This is a genomic window from Sphingomicrobium nitratireducens (assembly GCF_026157035.1).
In the GTDB taxonomy this organism is placed as follows: Bacteria; Pseudomonadota; Alphaproteobacteria; order Sphingomonadales; family Sphingomonadaceae; genus Sphingomicrobium; species Sphingomicrobium nitratireducens.
Window position 1 is genome coordinate 1,167,887 of sequence record NZ_JANJZA010000001.1, and the last position, 18,922, is coordinate 1,186,808.

24 protein-coding genes, 1 tRNA gene and 2 riboswitches are annotated in these 18,922 nt (G+C 66.7%); of the genes, 12 read left to right on the plus strand and 13 right to left on the minus strand.

All coding sequences use genetic code 11. The features are described 5' to 3' along the window. Window positions 1-64 precede the first annotated feature (64 nt). A riboswitch (glycine riboswitch) is annotated at window positions 65-163 on the plus strand. Between the two features lies 1 nt (window position 164). Beyond that, window positions 165-281, plus strand: a riboswitch (glycine riboswitch). Between the two features lie 53 nt (window positions 282-334). Genes gcvT through NNY25_RS06060 form a run of 7 tightly spaced genes read left to right on the plus strand, consistent with a single transcriptional unit; the run spans window position 335 to window position 6,694 of the window. Next, window positions 335-1,441 carry a glycine cleavage system aminomethyltransferase GcvT gene (gene gcvT, locus NNY25_RS06030; protein ID WP_265570452.1) on the plus strand — a complete coding sequence of 369 codons (1,107 nt, stop codon included), beginning with the start codon at window positions 335-337 and terminating at the stop codon, window positions 1,439-1,441. A gap of 2 nt (window positions 1,442-1,443) precedes the next feature. Further along, window positions 1,444-1,815 carry a glycine cleavage system protein GcvH gene (gcvH, locus tag NNY25_RS06035; protein WP_265570453.1) on the plus strand — a complete coding sequence of 124 codons (372 nt, stop codon included), beginning with the start codon at window positions 1,444-1,446 and terminating at the stop codon, window positions 1,813-1,815. Continuing rightward, on the plus strand, window positions 1,815-2,564 hold the full coding sequence (locus tag NNY25_RS06040; RefSeq protein WP_265570454.1) for a class I SAM-dependent methyltransferase: 750 nt from the start codon (window positions 1,815-1,817) through the stop codon (window positions 2,562-2,564). The genes gcvH and NNY25_RS06040 overlap by 1 nt, the downstream gene beginning before the upstream one ends. Further along, window positions 2,564-3,931: an aminomethyl-transferring glycine dehydrogenase subunit GcvPA gene (gene gcvPA, locus NNY25_RS06045; RefSeq protein WP_265570455.1), complete on the plus strand. Its 1,368-nt coding sequence runs from the start codon at window positions 2,564-2,566 to the stop codon at window positions 3,929-3,931. Before NNY25_RS06040 ends, gcvPA begins: the two co-directional genes overlap by 1 nt. A 56-nt stretch (window positions 3,932-3,987) precedes the next feature. Beyond that, entirely contained in the window at window positions 3,988-5,607 is a 1,620-nt protein-coding gene (gene gcvPB / locus NNY25_RS06050) for an aminomethyl-transferring glycine dehydrogenase subunit GcvPB (RefSeq protein WP_420854350.1), read from the plus strand. Beyond that, window positions 5,607-6,059, plus strand: a complete 453-nt coding sequence (locus NNY25_RS06055; RefSeq protein ID WP_265570457.1) for an ABA4-like family protein — start codon at window positions 5,607-5,609, stop codon at window positions 6,057-6,059. The genes gcvPB and NNY25_RS06055 overlap by 1 nt, the downstream gene beginning before the upstream one ends. A 17-nt stretch (window positions 6,060-6,076) precedes the next feature. Then, entirely contained in the window at window positions 6,077-6,694 is a 618-nt protein-coding gene (locus NNY25_RS06060; RefSeq protein ID WP_265571489.1) for a DUF938 domain-containing protein, read from the plus strand. On the opposite strand, the gene NNY25_RS11590 is transcribed toward NNY25_RS06060, so the two are convergent. After that, a complete protein-coding gene (locus NNY25_RS11590; RefSeq protein ID WP_265570458.1) occupies window positions 6,666-7,283 on the minus strand; it encodes a phosphatase PAP2 family protein in 618 nt (205 codons plus the stop codon). The two genes, NNY25_RS06060 and NNY25_RS11590, sit on opposite strands and share 29 nt — an antisense overlap. A gap of 32 nt (window positions 7,284-7,315) precedes the next feature. Between NNY25_RS11590 and NNY25_RS06070 the strand changes: the two genes are divergently transcribed. After that, window positions 7,316-7,729, plus strand: a complete 414-nt coding sequence (locus NNY25_RS06070) for a PilZ domain-containing protein (RefSeq protein WP_265570459.1) — start codon at window positions 7,316-7,318, stop codon at window positions 7,727-7,729. A gap of 34 nt (window positions 7,730-7,763) precedes the next feature. On the opposite strand, the gene NNY25_RS06075 is transcribed toward NNY25_RS06070, so the two are convergent. The 3 genes from NNY25_RS06075 to folK all read right to left on the minus strand — a co-directional run bounded on the left by NNY25_RS06075 (window position 7,764) and on the right by folK (window position 9,176). Next, window positions 7,764-8,420 (minus strand): PilZ domain-containing protein, encoded by a 657-nt coding sequence (locus tag NNY25_RS06075; RefSeq protein ID WP_265570460.1) that lies wholly within the window; start codon window positions 8,418-8,420, stop codon window positions 7,764-7,766. A 163-nt stretch (window positions 8,421-8,583) separates the two neighbouring features. Next, window positions 8,584-8,659 (minus strand) — tRNA-Lys (locus tag NNY25_RS06080). Between the two features lie 22 nt (window positions 8,660-8,681). Then, window positions 8,682-9,176, minus strand: coding sequence for a 2-amino-4-hydroxy-6-hydroxymethyldihydropteridine diphosphokinase (gene folK, locus NNY25_RS06085; RefSeq protein ID WP_265570461.1), 495 nt, complete (start codon window positions 9,174-9,176; stop codon window positions 8,682-8,684). Window positions 9,177-9,198: 22 nt separating this feature from the next. Here folK and NNY25_RS11640 point away from each other — a divergent pair, with 22 nt between their 5' ends. Next, the gene (locus NNY25_RS11640) at window positions 9,199-10,368 is read left to right on the plus strand and encodes a GNAT family N-acetyltransferase (RefSeq protein ID WP_420854318.1); all 1,170 of its coding nucleotides are present in this window, start codon (window positions 9,199-9,201) and stop codon (window positions 10,366-10,368) included. Here the strand turns inward: NNY25_RS11640 and aguB are convergent. The 3 genes from aguB to rpsD all read right to left on the minus strand — a co-directional run bounded on the left by aguB (window position 10,365) and on the right by rpsD (window position 12,893). Next, window positions 10,365-11,216 (minus strand): N-carbamoylputrescine amidase, encoded by an 852-nt coding sequence (gene aguB / locus NNY25_RS06100; protein WP_265570462.1) that lies wholly within the window; start codon window positions 11,214-11,216, stop codon window positions 10,365-10,367. The two genes, NNY25_RS11640 and aguB, sit on opposite strands and share 4 nt — an antisense overlap. Further along, on the minus strand, window positions 11,213-12,205 hold the full coding sequence (locus NNY25_RS06105; protein ID WP_265570463.1) for an agmatine deiminase family protein: 993 nt from the start codon (window positions 12,203-12,205) through the stop codon (window positions 11,213-11,215). Before NNY25_RS06105 ends, aguB begins: the two co-directional genes overlap by 4 nt. A gap of 73 nt (window positions 12,206-12,278) precedes the next feature. Further along, window positions 12,279-12,893, minus strand: a complete 615-nt coding sequence (gene rpsD, locus NNY25_RS06110) for a 30S ribosomal protein S4 (RefSeq protein WP_265570464.1) — start codon at window positions 12,891-12,893, stop codon at window positions 12,279-12,281. Between the two features lie 214 nt (window positions 12,894-13,107). Here rpsD and NNY25_RS06115 point away from each other — a divergent pair, with 214 nt between their 5' ends. Continuing rightward, entirely contained in the window at window positions 13,108-13,380 is a 273-nt protein-coding gene (locus NNY25_RS06115; RefSeq protein WP_420854319.1) for a chorismate mutase, read from the plus strand. On the opposite strand, the gene NNY25_RS06120 is transcribed toward NNY25_RS06115, so the two are convergent. Genes NNY25_RS06120 through NNY25_RS06140 form a run of 5 tightly spaced genes read right to left on the minus strand, consistent with a single transcriptional unit; the run spans window position 13,377 to window position 17,133 of the window. Next, window positions 13,377-14,093 (minus strand): RNA methyltransferase, encoded by a 717-nt coding sequence (locus NNY25_RS06120; RefSeq protein WP_265570466.1) that lies wholly within the window; start codon window positions 14,091-14,093, stop codon window positions 13,377-13,379. The two genes, NNY25_RS06115 and NNY25_RS06120, sit on opposite strands and share 4 nt — an antisense overlap. An 11-nt stretch (window positions 14,094-14,104) precedes the next feature. Then, window positions 14,105-14,554, minus strand: coding sequence for a transcriptional regulator NrdR (nrdR, locus tag NNY25_RS06125; protein WP_265570467.1), 450 nt, complete (start codon window positions 14,552-14,554; stop codon window positions 14,105-14,107). A gap of 1 nt (window position 14,555) precedes the next feature. Beyond that, window positions 14,556-15,857, minus strand: coding sequence for a serine hydroxymethyltransferase (gene glyA, locus NNY25_RS06130; protein WP_265570468.1), 1,302 nt, complete (start codon window positions 15,855-15,857; stop codon window positions 14,556-14,558). Window positions 15,858-15,870: 13 nt separating this feature from the next. Further along, window positions 15,871-16,296, minus strand: coding sequence for a ribose 5-phosphate isomerase B (gene rpiB / locus NNY25_RS06135; RefSeq protein WP_265570469.1), 426 nt, complete (start codon window positions 16,294-16,296; stop codon window positions 15,871-15,873). A gap of 48 nt (window positions 16,297-16,344) precedes the next feature. Next, window positions 16,345-17,133 carry a hypothetical protein gene (locus NNY25_RS06140; RefSeq protein WP_265570470.1) on the minus strand — a complete coding sequence of 263 codons (789 nt, stop codon included), beginning with the start codon at window positions 17,131-17,133 and terminating at the stop codon, window positions 16,345-16,347. Between the two features lie 38 nt (window positions 17,134-17,171). On the opposite strand from NNY25_RS06140, the gene NNY25_RS06145 reads away from it, so the two are divergent. Together NNY25_RS06145 and NNY25_RS06150 are read left to right on the plus strand one after the other, a co-directional pair. Then, window positions 17,172-17,744, plus strand: coding sequence for a DUF1579 domain-containing protein (locus tag NNY25_RS06145; protein WP_265570471.1), 573 nt, complete (start codon window positions 17,172-17,174; stop codon window positions 17,742-17,744). 68 nt (window positions 17,745-17,812) lie between these two features. After that, a complete protein-coding gene (locus tag NNY25_RS06150) occupies window positions 17,813-18,643 on the plus strand; it encodes a DUF5694 domain-containing protein (protein WP_265570472.1) in 831 nt (276 codons plus the stop codon). A 10-nt stretch (window positions 18,644-18,653) separates the two neighbouring features. On the opposite strand, the gene NNY25_RS06155 is transcribed toward NNY25_RS06150, so the two are convergent. Beyond that, window positions 18,654-18,920 (minus strand): YdeI/OmpD-associated family protein, encoded by a 267-nt coding sequence (locus tag NNY25_RS06155; RefSeq protein WP_265570473.1) that lies wholly within the window; start codon window positions 18,918-18,920, stop codon window positions 18,654-18,656. Window positions 18,921-18,922 lie beyond the last annotated feature (2 nt).

The following is an 18,922-nucleotide window of genomic DNA, read 5'->3' on the forward strand; positions in this document are numbered from 1 at the left end:
TTGGAGCTTCGCGCTGGGCCAAGGCTGTGCGCGTCTTCGGGCAGGGCTGGTAACGGGCCTGCCGGGGGATCGCGCGGGAGAGTATCCGTCGCCCTCGGGCTACGGGTCGCCGAAGGAGCAACCGCCCCCGGAATCTCTCAGGCATCCGGACCGCGCGAGACCCGCTGGGACACTCTGGAAAGCGCCCGCGCGCCCGATGAAGGCGCAACGGCCACCGAAGGCGTAACCTTGCCGTCGATTCGGCAAGGGAAACTCTCAGGTCACGCGACAGATGGGGGTCCGGATCAATCGGTAGCAGCCGTCGGTTGCTGCCCGTGAGAGGACCCGAATGACGATGGCCGACCCCGCGACCCTACCCCTCGATGCCTGGCACCGCGCGAAAGGCGCGCGCATGGTCCCGTTCGCGGGCTACGAGATGCCGATCCAGTACGAGGGCATCATCGCCGAGCATCTGTGGACGCGCGAGCATGCCGGCCTGTTCGATGTCAGCCACATGGGCCAGCTGATCCTCACCGGCCGCAACGTCGACGGCGAGCTGGAAAAACTGATGCCGGGCGAATTGAAGGCGCTCAAGGACGGGCGGCTGCGCTACACGATGCTGCTCAACGAGCATGGCGGCATCATCGACGACCTGATGGCGACGCGGCGCGACGATCATTTCTACCTCGTCGTCAACGGCGCGACCAAGGAGGGCGACATCGCGGACATGCGCCGCCGCCTGCCCGACACGGTCGTGCTCGACCATATGAAGGAGCAGGCGCTGCTCGCGCTGCAGGGACCCGAAGCGGCCGCGGTGCTCGACGCACTTGCGCCGGGGGTTGCCGAACTCGCCTTCATGCAGGGCGGCCTGTTCGATCTTGCGGGCACGCGCGCGTGGATCAGCCGCTCGGGCTATACCGGCGAGGACGGGTTCGAGATTTCGGTCGCCGCGAACGCGGTCGAGGCGGTGGCCGACGCTCTGGTCGCCGACGAACGCGTCAAGCCGATCGGGCTGGGCGCGCGCGACAGTCTGCGTCTTGAAGCGGGCCTCCCGCTCTACGGCCACGACCTCGACGAGAAGATCACGCCGGTCATGGCGGGCCTTAACTTCGCGATCGGCAAGCGCCGCCGCGCCGAAGGCGGCTTTGCGGGCGACGAGCGGATCCTGGGCGAACTCGAGAACGGGCCGGTTGCGGTTCGTGTCGGCCTGTTCGTCGACGGGCGCCAGCCGGTGCGCGAGGGTGCGGGCGTTCTCGACCGCCAGGCCAACGAGGTCGGCAAGGTGACTTCGGGCGGCCATTCGCCCTCGCTCGGGCGTCCGATCGCGATGGCCTATGTGCCCGCCGCGATGGCCGAACCCGGCACGCACGTGAAACTCGAACAGCGCGGCAAGCTGTTCCAGGCCGAAGTGGCGCCGATGCCCTTCGTCCCCCACCGCTATTTCCGCAAACAGGGAGCGTGAGCATGACCACCTATTACACCAAGGAACATGAGTGGGTCCGCGTCGAAGGCGACAGCGCCACAGTCGGGATCACGAAGCACGCCGCCTACGCGCTTGGCGACATCGTATTCGCCGAGGCGCCCGAAGCGGGTCGCGAAGTGTCCAAGGGCGACGATGCGGCGGTGGTCGAATCGGTGAAGGCCGCCTCCGACGTCTACGCGCCGGTTTCGGGTGAGGTGACCGAGGGCAATGACGCGCTCGCCGACAATCCCGGGCTGATCAACGAGGATCCCGAGGGCGAGGGCTGGTTCTTCAAGCTGAAACTATCGGACACGAGCGAGCTCGACGGGCTGATGGACGAGGACGCCTACAAGGCGCACTGCGAGAGCCTGTAATGACGACGGCGGCCTCTTCCGGCCACTGGAAGGCCGCCGATTATGCCGGGGCGGGGGCGTTCGTCCCCGCGCTCGGCGCGCCCGTCGTCGACCTCCTCGCGCCGCAGCCGGGCGAACGCATTCTTGACGTGGGATGCGGGGACGGCGCGCTGACGATCAGGCTGGTCGAGGCAGGCGCCGACGTGATCGGGGTCGATCCCAATGCCGAACTGCTCGCGGTCGCCGCGGAGCGCGGGATCACCACGCATCTCGCCCATGCCGAGGCGATGACCTTCTCGGACGAATTCGACGCCGCTTTCTCCAACGCCGCCCTGCATTGGATCGGCGCGCACCGCGACCTCGTCGCCACTCGCATCCATGCCGCGCTGAAGCCCGGCGGGCGCTTCGTCGGCGAGATGGGCGGTGCGGGCAATATCGCGGGGCTGCTCGGCGCGCTCGAAGTCGAGGCGAAAGCGCGCGGCTACGAAGGCGAGGGGGCTTCCAACTGGTACCCGTCTCCGCCTGAATTTTCCGACGTCTACGCCCGCGCGGGCTTTGCCGACATCGAGGCCGAACTGATCGATCGCCCGACGCCGCTCGGCGAGGAGGGCGTCGCGGGCTGGATCCGCACCTTCCGCTCGGGCTGGCTCGATAGGCTCGGCATGCCCGAAGACGAGAGAGACGATTACGCCGCCGCGGTCGCCGACCGCTGGGGACAAGACACCGCCGACTACAAGCGTCTGCGCTTCACCATGAGGAAACCGAACTGATGCGATATTTGCCGCTGTCCGACGGAGATCGGGCCGAGATGCTGGCCAAGGTCGGGGCGAAGTCGATTGACGACCTGTTCGTTGACGTGCCCCAGGAAGCGCGGCTGTCCGGACTGGTCGAGGGGCTGCCGACCCATGCCAGCGAAATGGCGGTCGAGAAGCATATGCGCGCGCTCTCCAAGAAGAACCTCGCGGCGGCCGATGCGCCCTTCTTCCTCGGCGCGGGGGCGTATCGCCACCACGTGCCGGCCAGTGTCGACCATATCATCCAGCGCGGCGAATTCCTGACCGCCTACACGCCCTACCAGCCCGAAATCGCGCAGGGCACGCTGCAGATGCTGTTCGAATTCCAGAGCCAGGTCGCGCGCCTCTACGGCTGCGCGGTGGCGAACGCCTCGATGTACGACGGCTCGACCGCCTGCTGGGAAGCGGTGGCGATGGCGAGCCGCATCGCGCGCGGCAAGAAGAAGAAAGTCGTGCTCTCGGGCGCGCTCCACCCGCATTATGCCGAGGTCGTGCGGACCATGGCCAAGTTTACCGAGGACGAAATCGCGGGCGCGCCGCCGAGCCTCACGCCGCGGCCCGACGATGACGGGCTGATCGCGCGGATCGACGAAGAAACGAGCTGCGTCGTTGTCCAGTATCCCGACATTCTCGGCCGCATCCCCGACCTCAAGCGCATCGCCGAGGCGGCGCACGACAAGGGTGCGCTGCTGATCGCGGTCAACACCGAACCGGTCGCGCTCGGCGCGATCGAGGCGCCGGGCAATCTGGGCGCCGACATCGTGGTGGGCGAGGGCCAGTCGATCGGCGTCGGCCTCCAGTTCGGCGGGCCCTATCTCGGCCTATTCGCGGTCAAGGACGAAAAGCACGTCCGCATGATGCCGGGACGCCTGTGCGGCGAGACGGTCGATGCGGAAGGAAAGCGCGGCTACGTGCTCACCCTTTCGACCCGCGAACAGCATATCCGCCGCGAGAAGGCGACCAGCAATATCTGCACCAATTCAGGGCTTTGCGCCTTGGCATTCAGTGTTCACATGACCCTCTTGGGGGAAAAGGGGCTTCGTGCGCTCGCGGCCGAGAACCACCGGCTCGCCTGCATCGCCGCCGACCGGCTTTCAGCGGTTCCGGGCGTCACGCTGCTCAACGCGCATTTCTTCAACGAATTCACCCTCAAGGTCGGGCGCGATGCGCGCGCGCTGGTGCGCGATCTTGTCGAAAAGGGCATCTTGGCGGGCGTCTCGCTCGGGCGGCTTTATCCGGACAGCGAGGGGCTCGACGATGCGCTGCTCGTCGCGGTCACCGAGACCACCAGCGAAGAGGATATCGACGCCCTGTGCGGTGCGCTGAAGGAGGCCTTGAAATGAGCAATCCCAACGCATCGGGCTGGAAGCCCGGCACCCCCGTCGAAGGCCACAATGCGATGAGCGGTCCGGACACGACCACCGGAAATCGCGCACTGATGCTCGAGGAGCCGCTGATTTTCGAGATCGGCGATACCGAGACGACGGGCGTCGATTTCGCCTTTGCCGGCAAGCTCGACCTTGCCGGTGTCGAACAGCCGAAGATGCCCACCTCTGCGAGCGACACGACCAGCCGCCTCGGCGACTTCGCGCGTGACGGCGCGATCGGGCTTCCCGGCCTGACCGAGCCCGAGACGGTGCGCCACTATACGCGCCTGTCGCGCCAGAATTACGCGATCGACCTCGGCCTGTTTCCGCTCGGCAGCTGCACGATGAAGCATAATCCGCGGTTGAACGAGAAGGTCGCTCGGATGCCGGGCTTTGCCGACGTCCACCCGCTGCAGCCGACCAGCACCGTGCGCGGGGCACTCGAGGTGATCAACGAACTCGCCTTCTGGCTCTTGAAGCTGACCGGGATGCACGGCGTCGCGATGAGCCCCAAGGCGGGCGCGCATGGCGAGCTTTGCGGCATCCTGTGCATCCGCGCCGCGCTCGAGGCGCGGGGGGATGCGCGCGAGGTGATCCTGGTGCCCGAAAGCGCGCACGGGACCAACCCGGCGACGGCGGCCTTCGCGGGCTACAAGATCGAGGACATTCCCGCCAATGCGGACGGGCGCGTCGATCTCGATGCGCTCAAGAGCCGGCTCGGGCCGGACGTGGCGGGCGTGATGATCACCAACCCATCGACCCTCGGCCTGTTCGAGCGCGATATGAAGGCGATCTCGGACGCGGTCCACGAGGCGGGCGGGTTCGTCTATTGCGACGGGGCCAACTTCAACGCGATCGTCGGCAAGGTGCGCCCGGGCGACCTTGGCGTCGACGCGATGCACATCAACCTCCACAAGACCTTCTCGACCCCGCATGGCGGCGGCGGGCCGGGCTCGGGGCCGGTGGTGCTGTCGGAAGCCTTGAGCCCGTTCGCGCCGCTGCCCTACACCGCGCGCACCGCGGACGGCGTGGTGCACCTGGTCGAAGAAGAGTCAGCCGACAGCTTCGCCGAGGAGCATTTCGGCAAGCGGATGCAGAGCTTCGGGCGTATGACCGCCTTCCACGGGCAGATGGGCATGTTCACCCGCGCGCTGACCTACATCCTCAGCCACGGCGCGGACGGATTGAAGCAGGTCGCCGAGGACGCGGTGCTCAACGCCAATTACGTGCTGCGCAGCCTCGAGGACGTGCTCGATGCGCCCTTCGCCCATTCGGGGCCGTGCATGCACGAGGCCTTGTTCGGGGACAAAGGCTTCGCCGACGGCCTCTCGACGCTCGATCTCGCCAAGGCGCTGATCGACGAGGGCTATCACCCGATGACCATGTATTTCCCGCTGGTCGTCCACGGCGCGATGCTGGTCGAACCGACTGAGACCGAGAGCAAGGCGGGCCTCGACCAGTTCATCGCCGCCTTCCGCTCGGTCGCGGAGCGCGCCAAGGCGGGCGATGAAAGCATGAAGGCCGCACCCTACTACGCGCCGCGCCGCCGCCTCGACGAGACGCAGGCAGCGAGGAAGCCCGTGCTCGCCTACGAGGAGGCTGTCCCCGAAGCGTCGGGTACCGGCATGGCGGCGAAATACGGGGGCGGCTGATGGACTGGGCGACACTCTTCACCATTGCCAACACGGCGGTGCTGCTGCCCTGGGCCGCGCTGATATTCATGCCGCGCGGTCCCAAGACGCATGCGCTCATCTTCTATCTCGGCATCGGGCTGCTCTCGCTGACCTATGCCGTCAGCCTCGTCTCGCTGCTGGTCGCCAACGGCGGCTTGGGCGAGGGCGGGGGCTTCGGTAGTGTCGAAGAAGTGCGCACGCTGTTCATGAGCGACGCGGGCGTAACGATCGGCTGGATCCACTATCTCGCCTTCGACCTGTTCGTCGGTCAGTGGATCGCCAAGGATGCCGACCACAAGATGGTCAGCCGCTGGGTGCAAGGACCGATCCTGTTCCTGACGTTGATGGCTGGGCCGCTGGGCCTATTCGTGTGGATGCTGGTGCGCGAGCGTCGTGCGCGCGCGATGGCGGGACTGCGCAGCGCCTCGTGAACGAAGGCCCCTACGAGATGGGGGATCTCGGCGCGGACGCGAAGCGCTACGCCCCGGCGGCGCTGCGCAACGTCGGCCAGATCGGCGACGTCCTGGTCGACTGGCTGCCGCGCACCGGGCTGGTGCTCGAGACGTCGAGCGGGACGGGCGAGCACGCGCTCGCGTTTGCGCGCATCTTCCCCGACCTCGACTGGCTGCCGAGCGACCGTGACGAAAACGCGCTCGCCTCGATCGCCGCGTGGCGCGAGGAGCACGGGACGCCGAACCTCCTGGCGCCGATCAGGATAGACGTGGCGCAGCCCGTCTGGCCGATCGAGCGGGCGGATGCGCTCGTCTCGATCAACATGGCGCATATCGCACCGTGGGAGGCGACGCTCGGATTGCTGGACGGTGCCGCGCGGCTGTTGCCCGAGGGCGCGCCGCTTATCTTCTACGGGCCGTGGCGCGAGGAGGGACAGGCGACCGCGCCGTCCAACGAGGCGTTCGACGAGAGCTTGCGCGCGCGCGATCCCGCATGGGGCTTGCGCACAGTCGAGGATATGGCGCGCGAAGCGGGCGCGCGCGGGCTTCAGCTTTCCGAGAGGCGCGCGATGCCCGCCAACAACCTCATGCTGCGCCTGCGCCGCGTTCGCTGATTTTCACCATCAGCCACACCCACAGCGCGCCGAACGCCCAGCCGGCGATGATGTCGCTTGGCCAGTGGACGCCCAGCACCGGGCGGGTCATCCCGATCACGAGCGACGCGCACACGCCGACAACCATCATCGGCTTGCGCTGTTCGGGCGGCGAAAGGAACCAAGCGAGGGCGAGGAAAGTCGCCATCGAATTGCCGGCATGGCCCGAAGGGAAGCTGAAATTGGTCGTATAGACCGGGTGCTCGTCGAACGCGGGGCGGGGGCGCTCGACGACGAACTTGACCAGTTCGATCATGAAGCGAGCCCCAACGGTCGAAAGGATCAGGAACAGGCATTCGCGGAATTGCTTGCGAAGAAGTAGCGCGAGCGCGCCCAGCGTCGCGGCGCCGATCAGCGTCACGCCGCCGCCGAGGTGGGTGAGCGATGCCAACGCGGCTTCAAACTCCGGGCGCTGCGAACGGACTTCGGCCAGTGCGCCCACGACGTTCGAATCGAACGCGTTCGTGGCACCACCCATAATCCCCGTTAATAAGATGAGTAGGGCCGAAAATGCCGGAAAAGCGTAGTTCTTTGGGCTCGATTTAACCACTTTTTAACACCTGCCGCGCTAGACTCGGGGCTATGGACGAAAGCAGCTCAAGCCAGAATCGCCGCGCCCGTCGCAGCCATGTCCTCATGACCGCGTCGATCGACGTGGCTGGCGAGGAGCGGGACGTCAAGCTGCGCAACCTGTCGCCCCACGGCGCCATGATCGAGGGCGAGCCCCTCCCCGGGGAGGGCGACAAGCTCCTCTTCATCAAGCAGGATATCCGCGTATCGGGCAAGGTCGCCTGGCGCGAGGGCAATCGGGCGGGCATCGCCTTCGACCTGCTTCTGCCGATCGATATCGTGATGCGTCACGTGCCGCAGAAACGCGCGAAGATGCAGCCGAAATTCGCGCGTCCGGGCCTCTCGGCACAGAAGCTGACTCCGGAAGAGAAGCGCTTTGCCGAAAATTACGTGTGGGGCGATCCGCTCGTACGCCCGTTCGGCTGAGCCGCATCGATCCGAACGACAGGAAGCTGGCGGCTTAGCTCGCCTTGCGCAATTCGCCGCGCTGTCCCTGCAGCCAGTCAACCAGTCCCGACAGCGGCATGAGCCGGTTGAAGGTAATGCCGATTTCGCCCGCATGGCGCCAGCGGACGACGCCGGCTTCAGGGGCGAGGCCGGGCAGGGTGACGACGACGTCCTCGTCGACCTTGAGATCGCGATCGAGCGCGACCTTGATGCCGCCCTGGCTGATGTCGCAGGCCATGCCGCGATAGGGCAGTCCGTCGACATGGAGGGTGACCGCGCTCTCGACCTCGATCCGCGGCATGCGCGGACGGGGGCCCTCGTTGCTGGTGGCGAGCAGGTCGACGACGTCGATCGGGCAGTCGAAGGCGACGCCGACACTGTTGCCCTTCGTCCAGGTGACTTTGCCCGAAACGGGATGGCCGTTCTTCAATTCGACGCTGAGCGAAGTGCCCTCGTCCATCGGGCGGTAGACGCGGATCATCATCCCGCCCGCCGACACGTTCTTGATGAGGCACAGTTCGCGCATGCCGTCGACCAGGATCGAGCCGACGCGGAACAAGGTCAGGTGGCGTTCGCCCTCGCGGCGGTCGTCGTCGCCCGGTTCGGCCTCGGGTGCGGGCGGGGTGTTGCGTAGCGAATAGAGCGTCGTTTCGACCGGCACTTCTTCCACGTTCGCCCTCCTTCGACTGGGCGCGGACCGCCAAGGGCGACCGGCCAAGTCCAAGGGGTAAGGCGCGGGTAGTTACCAACGCGTATATTTTGAAACCGCGACGGCGCGTCGAGCGCGGACTTGCGCCATAATGGAGCAGAAGGAGCGGGAAAAGCGACCCGGATGGTGAGCCGTGCTGGGCTCGAACCAGCGACCTACTGATTAAAAGTCAGTTGCTCTACCAACTGAGCTAACGGCCCATCCGTCCGGGTCGGCGCTTCGTTAGCGGCGCGGGACCCGCTTGCCAACCCGTTCGCGCACATGGCGCAGACAAAGTCCGTCGGGCAATGCCCAGTGCGGCGCGATGCTGGCTGCAGGAAGCGCTGCGAAGGGACGGGCGGCGAGCCCGGGATGCGGCACGGTCAAGCGGCGCGAACGATAACGCCCGCCGTCCCAGGCGAGGATGTCGAGGTCGAGCACGCGCTCGCCCCAGCGCCTGCCGCTGCGCCGCCCGAAATCGCGCTCGATCGCCTTGAGAGCGTCGAGCATCGGCTCGGGCGCGAGCGCGCTCACCACCATCGCGGCAGCATTGGCGAAGTCGCGGCCCGCGCCGCCGATCGCGGGGTTGATCATCACGGGCGAGGCGTCGAACAGGTCGAATTCGGCATCGAGCCGCGCGATCGCGGCCTCGACCACGCCGGTCGGCCGCCCGTGGCGGACGTGACGGCGATTGGAACCGATCCCGACCAGATAGACGTGGGGGCTAGCCTCGATCATGGGCGCCGCTTATCCCCTTGCCATGCACAAGGCCAGCCCTTCCGACCTTTCGCCGCTGCCCGAGGTGGAGCCGCCGCGCGATTGCCCGCTCTGTCCGCGGCTCGTCGATTTTCGAATGGCTTGCCGCGCCGAGCATCCCCACTGGTATAATGCACCCGTGCCCGCGTTCGGCGATGCGAACGCGCATCTGGCCGTGATCGGGCTGGCGCCGGGCAAGCACGGGGCCAACCGGACGGGGCGGCCCTTCACCGGCGATTATGCCGGCGACCTCCTCTATGACAGCCTGATGCGGCTCGGCCTGTCGAGCGGGCAATACGGGGCGAGCGCCGATGACGGGCTCGAGCTGAAGGGCGCGATCATCCTGAATGCGGTCAAATGCCTGCCGCCCGAGAACAAGCCGACCACGCAGGAGATCGCCACCTGCCGCCCGTTCCTCGAGGAATCGCTCGCCACGCTCCCCAACGTCCGCACCTTGTTCGCGCTTGGCAAGATCGCCCATGACGCCGCCTGCCGTGCGCTGGGCCTCAAGCCGAGCCGTGCCAAGTTCGGGCACGGCACCGTCTACGAGGCAGAAAACGGCATCCGCCTCGTCAGTTCCTATCATTGCAGCCGCTACAACCAGAATACCGGCCGCCTCACCGACGACATGTTCTTCGAGGCGATGCAGAAGGCTGCCGCGCATCCGATGGCGGGGGAGCGCGCCGACCGGCTGACGACCGACCGCCTGGTGCTGCGCCGCGCGACGATGGACGATGTCGACGGCTTTGCTGCGATCTTCACCGATGCCGAGACGATGGCGCACTGGTCGACCCCGCCGCACGCTTCGCGCCAGCAGACCGAAAAGTGGGTGAAGTCGATGGTCGAATCCGATCCCGCGCTGGGCGACGATTTCGTGATCGAGAAGGACGGCGAACTGCTCGGCAAGGTCGGGCCTTGGCGATTGCCCGAGTTCGGCGTGCTGGTGCGCCGCGATCATTGGGGGCAGGGCATCGCGACCGAGGCGATGAGCGCGCTGATCGACTATTTGCGCACCCGCTCGGTTCCGCACCTCGTCGCCGACGTCGACCCCGCCAATGGCGGCTCGCTGCGCCTGATGGAGAAACTCGGCTTTACGCGCTCGGGCTACAAGAAGGACGCGATGCTCTACGACGGCAAGCCGGTCGACAGCGTCTACCTGCGGCGCGACCTCTAGATGTCTTCGACAAGCCGCCCGTAAAGCTCTGGGCGGCGGTCGCGGAAGAAGCCGAACGCGGCGCGGTGCTTCTTCGCGGCGGCGAGATCGAGCTCGGCGACCAGCACACCTGTATCCTCGGCACCGAATTCGGCGAGCAGGTCGCCGCGTTCGTCGCAGATGAAGCTGTGGCCGTAGAAGCGCTGCCCGCATTCGTCGCCGATGCGATTGGCCGCCACGACGGGAACGACGTTGGACACTGCGTGGCCGATCATCGCGCGGCGCCACAGGCGGCTCGTGTCGAGGTCGGGGTCGTGCGGCTCGGTCCCGATCGCGGTCGGGTAGAAGAGGATCTGCGCGCCCATCAGCATCATCGCGCGCGCAGTCTCGGGATACCACTGGTCCCAGCAGATGCCGACGCCGAGGCTGGCGCGCGCGGGCCCTTCCCACACCTTGAAGCCGGTGTTGCCGGGGCGGAAATAGAATTTCTCCTCGTAGCCTGGCCCGTCGGGGATGTGGCTCTTGCGATAGGTGCCCATGACCTTGCCGTCGGGCCCGATCATGGCGAGCGTGTTGTAGTGGTGCGGGCCGTCCGCCTCGAAGAAGCTGGTCGGGATGTAAATGCCGAGTTCGTCGGCGAGTTTCTGCATCGCGAGTACGCTAGGGTGCTCGGCGGTGGGCTTGGCCGTCGCGAAATAATCCTCGTCCTCGACCCGGCAGAAATAGGGGCCTTCGAATAGTTCGGGGGGCAGCACGACCTCGGCGCCCTTGCCCGCGGCTTCGCGCACGAGTTCGCTGACGGCGGCGATATTTTCGTCCGCGCTGCCGCCGAGGGCGAGCTGGAGTGCGGCGACTTTGAGCTTGGTCATCGGGGCACCTGCTGGGAAATACAGTGAAACGAGCCGCCGCCGGTCAGGAGGTGGTCGGCGCGCAGGCCGACGACCTTGCGGTCGGGAAACAGCGCGGCGATCGCCTCGACCGCATCGCCGTCATTCTCGCTGCCATAGACGGGGACGACGACCGCAGCGTTGCCGATCAGGAAATTCATGTAGCTTGCGGGCACGATGGTCGGCTCGCCGGTCTCCGGGTCGGGGCGCACGACCTTGCCGGGCGAGGGGATGGCCGTGACTTCGAGGTCGGCGTCGAGCAGCGCCTCGGCCGCGGCGGCATAGGCTTCCTCGTTGGGATCCTCCTCGCCGTCGGGCTGGGGGATCGCGACGCGGCCTTCGCCTACGAAGCGCGCGAGATTGTCGACATGGCCGTCGGTATGGTCGTTGGCGAGCCCCTTGCCGAGCCACACCACGCGGGTTGCACCAAGGTCGCGCTTCAGGCGGCCCTCGATTTCCTCGCGCGAGAGTTCGGGATTGCGGTTCGGGTTGAGAAGGCACTCTTCGGTGGTCAGCAATACGCCGGTGCCGTCTCCGTCGACCGCGCCGCCCTCAAGGATCCAGTCTGCCTTGGCGTAGTCGAGCGAGGCGGTTCCCGCGAGCCGCTCGCCGATCGTGTCGTCGCCTTCCAGCTCGTACTTGCCGCCCCAGCCGTTGAAGCCGAAGCCCTGCGCGCGCCGCGTGTCGCCGCTGCCCATCACGATCGGGCCGGTATCGCGCAGCCACACGTCGCCGAACGGCTCGACGATTACCTTGGCGAAGGGGCATAGTGCCTGCGCGCGGTCGGCGGCTTCGGGGGTCGCGGCGACGAGGCGGATTTCCTCGCCCTTGCCGTCGGCCCACAAGGCGGTGGCGAGCGCGGCCACTTCCTCCTGTGCAGGCGCGAGGTCGTCCTCCCACAGGTCGGCGTGGCTCGGAAAGCCGATCCACATCGCGTCGTGATGAGCCCATTCGGGAAGGGGTGCTGTCATGTGGCGCTCCTTGAACGAAAAAGGGCGACCCGGAAAGGGCCGCCCTCTTCGAACGCGTGATTTCCTGGAAGGATCAGCGCGAATAGAATTCGACGACCAGGTTCGGTTCCATGCGGACCGGGTAGGGCACCTCGTCGAGCGTGGGAACGCGCGTGAAGGTCACCTTGTGATCGCCGTCGGGCGCGACATAGTCGGGGATGTCACGCTCGGCGAGGCTCTGCGCCTCGAGCACGAGCGCCATTTCCTTGGCCTTGTTGCCGAGGCTGATCTCGTCGCCGACGTCGATACGACGCGAGGCGATGTTGCACTTCACGCCGTTGACCATGATGTGGCCGTGGCTGACGAGCTGTCGCGCGGCCCAGATGGTCGGCGCGAACTTGGCACGGTAGACGACCATGTCGAGACGGCGCTCGAGCAGGCCGATGAGGTTGACCGAGGTGTCGCCCTTCATGCGCGAGGCGTCCTGGAAGGTGCGCTTGAACTGCTTTTCGGTGACGTCGCCGTAATAGCCCTTGAGCTTCTGCTTGGCGCGCAGCTGCAGACCGAAGTCGCTCATCTTGCCCTTGCGGCGCTGGCCGTGCTGGCCGGGACCGTATTCGCGGCGGTTGACCGGGCTCTTCGGGCGACCGAAGACGTTTTCGCCCATGCGGCGGTCGAGTTTGTACTTGGCGCTGGAACGCTTCGACATCAGTAATCTCCAATTTGCTTTTTATATCAGTCACCTGGAGCGCACCATCGAGCGTTGCACTCGATGCGATCTCCGCTTCACCAGGCATGCGGGATCAATTTGCGAGGGCGCGCCTAGCCCAGCCCCCCGTTTCAGTCAAGCGTTGCGGCGCACAAATTGCTTTGGCAATGAGCCGCTTATGACCGACATTCGCGATCCCCAGGACTGTGCTTCCATGACCGACGTGCGCGCAGGCGTCGACGAGGTCGACCGCCAGCTCGTCGCCCTCCTCAAGCGCCGCTTTGGCTACATGGAGGCCGCCGCGCGCATCAAGCCGACCCGCGAGGCGGTGCGCGACCAGGATCGTAAGGACGACGTCCATGCCAAGGTCGCCGCCGCAGCGCGCGCGGCCGGGCTGCCCGCCGAGCGTCTATGGCCGGTGTGGGAAGAGCTGATGGAGCAGTCGATCGCCTACGAGTTCGAACGCTACGACGAAACGCGCGACTAACGCTCGCGCTTGGGCTGGGCGAGGGCCCGGATGACGCCGTGGATCGCCTTCATCTCGCGGCTCGACCAGGCCGGCTTGGTCAGGATCGAACGCAGCGTTTGCTTGGTCGCCTCGGTGCGCTCCTCGGGGAAGAAATAGCCCTTCTCGTCGAGCGCCTCGTTCAGATGCCCGACCAATGCGTCGAGCTCGGCCTTGGGCGCGGGCGGTTCGGCCTGCTTGTCGGTCGGCTGCGCCAGCGCCTCTGACTTCGACCATTCATAGGCGAGGAGGATCACCGCCTGGGCGAGGTTCAGGCTGCCGAACTCGGGATTGATCGGCACGGTGACGATCTTGTCGGCCAGCCCGACATCCTCTGTCTCCAGCCCCGAGCGTTCGGGCCCGAACAGGATGGCGGTGCGCCCGTCGCTCGCATGGATCTCACGCGCCATCTCGGCGGGGCCGACGACCGGCATGACGAGGTCGCGACGGCGCACGGTCGAGGCGAAGACGAGGTTGCAGTCGGCCAGCGCGTCGGCGGTGGTCTCGAAAACCTCTGCTTTCTCGAGCACGATGTCGGCGCCGCTCGCGGCAGGGCCGGCTTCCGGATTGGGCCAGCCGTCGCGCGGCGCGACTAGGCGCATCTCGGTCAGCCCGAAATTGAGCATGGCGCGCGCAGCCTTGCCGATATTCTGGCCGAGCTGCGGATTGACGAGGACGATCACGGGCTTGTGCATGGCGCCAGCCCTTATTCGTCGTCGACCGAACCTGCAATCTCCGCGAAGTCGCCGGCTTCCTTGAAGTCGCGATAGACCGAGGCGAAGCGGATGTAGGCGACGCTGTCCAAGGCCTTCAGCCCGTCCATCACCGCCTCGCCGATCGCCTGCGCCTTGACCTCGTCGCCCTGCGTTTCGAGCTGGCGCTGGATCGAGTTTACCAGCCGCTCGATCTGGCCTTCGGAAATGTCGCGCTTGCGGCAACTATGGCCGATGGCGGCGATCAGCTTGGCCTGCTCGAACGGTTCGCGCTTGCCATCCTTCTTGACGACGGTGAGGTCGCGCAGCTGGACGCGCTCGAAGGTGGTGAAGCGCGCGCCGCACCCCTCGCACTGGCGTCGACGCCGGATCGCCGCGCCGTCCTCGGAAGGACGGCTGTCCTTCACCTGGCTCGATTCGTGGGTGCAGAAGGGACAGCGCAATTCAACCCTCGTAGATCGGGAAACGGGCGCACAGCGCCTCGACCTTGGCCTTGACCGCCGCCTCGACCGAAGGGTCGCCTTCGCCGCCTGTCTTGGCGACGCCGTCGAGCACGTCGGCGACCATGTGGCCGATTTGCTCGAACTCCGCCTTGCCGAAGCCGCGCGTGGTGCCTGCCGGGCTGCCGACGCGGATACCGCTGGTCTTCATCGGCGGCAGCGGGTCGAAGGGCACGCCATTCTTGTTGCAGGTGATGCCGCTGCGCTCGAGCGCTTCGTCGGCGTCCTTGCCGGTAATGCCGAGCGGGCGCAGGTCGATGAGCGCGACATGCGTGTCGGTGCCGCCCGCAACGAGGTCCGCGCCGCGGCCCTTCAAGGTCTCCGCGAGCGTCTGCGCATTCTCGATCACGGCTTTCGAATAGGTCTTGAAGCCGGGCTCGAGCGCCTCGCCGAACGCGACCGCCTTGGCGGCGATGACGTGCATCAGCGGACCGCCCTGGAGGCCCGGGAAGACCGCCGAGTTGAACTTCTTGCCCAGATCCTCGTCGTTGGAGAGGATCATGCCGCCGCGCGGGCCGCGAAGCGTCTTGTGGGTGGTGGTGGTGACGACGTGCGCGTGGGGCAGGGGCGAGGGGTGGAGACCCGCTGCGACCAACCCTGCGAAATGCGCCATGTCGACCTGGAAATAGGCCCCGACCTCGTCGGCGATCTCGCGGAAGCGCTTGAAGTCGATGGTGCGCGGATAGGCGCTGCCGCCCGCGATGATCAGCTTGGGCTTGTGCTCGCGCGCCAGTGCCTCGACCTCGTCGAAGTCGATGAGGTGGGTGTCCTTGTCGACCCCGTACTGGACCGCGTTGAACCACTTGCCCGACAGCGCGGGCTTGGCGCCGTGGGTGAGATGGCCTCCGGCATCGAGGCTCATGCCGAGGATCGTGTCGCCGGGCTTGACCAGCGCCAGCAGCACCGCACCATTGGCCTGCGCTCCCGAATGCGGCTGCACGTTGGCGTAGGCGCAATCGAACAGTTGCTTCGCGCGGTCGATGGCGAGCTGCTCGACCGAATCCGAGGGCGCGCAGCCCTGGTAGTAGCGGCGCCCCGGATAGCCTTCGGCATATTTGTTGGTCAGCACCGAGCCCTGCGCTTCGAGCACCGCCCTGGAGACGATATTCTCGGACGCGATCAGTTCGATCTGCGACTGTTCGCGCTTGAGCTCGGCTCGAATAGCCTTGGCGATGGCGGGATCGCTGTCGGCAACGCCGGCGGAGAAGAAGTCGTCGGGGCGGATGTCGCTGGTCGCGGTGGCCATCGTGCAGAAAATCCTAGCTGAGCTTGTCGACGCGGCGCTGGTGGCGCCCGCCTTCGAATTCGGTGGTGAGAAACGCGGTGACGCAGGCCTTGGCCATGTCGACGCCGACGAGCCGTTCGCCGAGCGCGATCACGTTGGCATCGTTATGCTGGCGGGCGAGCGCGGCCGACAGCGGTTCGTCGACCCGTGCGCAGCGGCAGGCGGGGTTGCGGTTGACCGCGATCGAGATGCCGATCCCCGAGCCGCAGATCGCGATCCCCATCGTGCCCGCATTCTCCGCGACATGGTCGGCGAGTGCCTTGCCATAGTCGGGATAATCGACGCTGTCGGTGGAATGGGGGCCGAGATCGGTGACCTCGTGACCGGCGTCTTTGAGCCAGTGGAGAAGCGTCGATTTCAGCTCGACGCCGGCATGGTCGGAAGCAAGTGCGATGCGCATGTCCAAGACCTAGGGGAGGGGGCCGCGATTCGCCACCCCGAAGGTGGCTCAGATCCACCCCGCCGCACGTAATTCGCCGACCTTGCCGTCGGGAACCGCGATGCGGCTGCCGTCGGCGAGCGCGACCTGCCAGCGGCGACCCTCGCGCGCGACCCCCGTGACCGCGCCCGCCGCCACCCAGCAGCCGCGCCTGACAACGAGGCCGTCGAGCGCCTCGACTTCCTCTACCAGGTCCGAAAAACGCGCATAGACGAGCTTCTCGCGTCCCTCGCGGTCGGCAAGGCGGCAGAAATGGTCTTCGGCGCGGATCGATGCGAGCGCGCTGCCATCGCCGAACCCCTCGCGGAACAGCAGGCCCTTGGCCGCCCGCGTGCGCTCGCCGCGTGCCATGACGACGAGCAATGCAATGCCGACGATCCCCGCCAGCGCCGCCGTCTGGAGCCAGATGCTCGGCCAGTGGAGCGCCATCGGCTGGCCGACCAGCCGCCCGACCCCTTCGATCTCGAGCGGCATCGGCAGCGAGAAGAGGAAGGCCCCCTCTGCCGCCACGCGTTTCCAGCCGATCCGGGGGGTCGACCGCACGCGGAACCACCAGCCCCACAGGAGGGCGTTGATCCCGAACAGGATCGCCCAGAAGGCCAATCGCTGGCCCAGCGGCATCGCGAACGTGCCGAACGGACCAGACAGGCCGCAGAACAAGGTCGCCACCAGCGTGGCGAGGACCAGTACGCGCTCGGAGCGGCGCGGCAGGGCCCGGTTCGCGAAGCGCTGCGCCGGATTGGCGAAGTCCGCCTTGCTCGGCGGCGTGCCCGCCGTTTTCCTGTCGTCGATCGCCATGCCGCATTGGCTGGCACGGACAGGCAGGGAGATTCAAGATGAAGTGGGGGACATGGATGATCGGCGCCGCGCTGCTGGCGGCGAACCCGGTCGCGGCCCAGGCGCCGGACCATCATGCGGTCATGGCCGAGCAGGTCGAGGCGATGGCGCCGTTTGCCTGGATGGACGGGCACTGGCGCGGAACCGCGTCGCAGGTGGGGCCGGGCGGGCGGATCGAACTGGTCCAGACCGAGCGGGTCGGCCCGTTCCTCGAAGGCAGCGTCAAGGTCGTCGAAGGACGCGGCTACGACCCCGATACCGGCAAGGTCGAGTTCAACGCGCTCGGGGTCGTGCACTACGATACGGCGACCGAGGCTTACACATTGAACGCGGTCGCCAACGGCCAGCGAGGTACCTTCCCGATCGAGCTGCGGGAGAATGGCTTCGACTGGTTCATCGAGCGCGGCCCCGCGAAGATCCGCTACGAGACACGGCTTGAGGAGGGGCGCTGGCACGAGACGGGCTTCGTCGAGATGCCCGGGCGCGAGGAGATGAAGTTCTTCGAGATGACGCTTGAGCGGATCGGCGACAGCGACTGGCCCGTCGCGGGAACGCTGCCCATGGCGGACTAGCCCGGCTCTTGCGAGGGAAGTGCCCCCTGTGTACTAGTTCGATAAGACAGTGAGCAGGGGAGCCTTCCATGAAATTTATTCTCGCCGCGCTGGCGCTGGCGCAGGCCGTGCCCGCCGAAGAAGCCAGGCCGATCCACGTGATGGTGGTAGGCAGCTATCATTTCGCCAATCCCGGGCGGGACGTGCACAACATGGCTGCCGACGACGTGCTGACGCCCGAACATCAGCGCGAACTCGATGCGATGGGTCGCGCGTTGGCGGCGTGGAAGCCGACCAAGGTGATGATCGAACAGCAGCCGGGCGACGAGAGCCAGCTGGTCGCCGATTTCTCCGACGCGTTCGATCCCGCGATCCTCGCCGAGACGCGCAACGAGCGAATCCAGATCGGCTACCGTGTCGCGGGGCTGGCGGGGGTGCCGGTCTATGCGATCGACGAGCAGCCTTCCGAGGGTGAACCCAACTATTTCCCTGTCGGCAGCGTCCAGCAGTTCGCGATGGATCACGGCATGGAAGCCGAAATGCAGGCGATGATGGCCTATGGCGAGGCTGCCGTCGCCGAGATGGCCACCGACATGAAGGCGATGACCATCCCCGCCCATTTCGCCAAGCTCAACACCGCCGAGTCCGCCGCGCGCGCCCATGCACCCTATTTGATGATGATGGCGGCGGGCGATACCGAGGACCAGCCGGGCCCCGAACTCTACGCCTACTGGATGATGCGCAACGCCAAGATCTTCGGCAAGGCGATGCAGGTCGCTGAGCCGGGCGACCGCGTGCTGATCGTCTACGGCATGGGCCACAGCTACTGGCTGCGTCACTTCGCCGCGAAAATGCCGGGCTACAGGTTGGTGGAATCGACGCCCTGGCTCGAGGCCGGCGCGAAGATGCTCGAAGAATGAACGCTCGCGCCTAGTCGAACCATTTTTGCGCGGATTCGCGCCGGTGTGGGCATCCCGGCCAGCAGCAAGGGCGGCGCTTGCCGTCGAGCACCTCTTCCTTGAGGCGCGCGAACCGCTTGTCGCGCGTCTCCTCTTTCTTGGCCGAGGTCATCCAGCAGATATATTCGTTGCGCGCTAGATCGGTGAGGTCGTCCCAACGCGCCGCCAACGCGTCGTCGGCGTCGAGCGCCGCCTGCAATTCGTCGGGAGTGTCGTGCCGGAAGTCCGCGTCTGCCATCG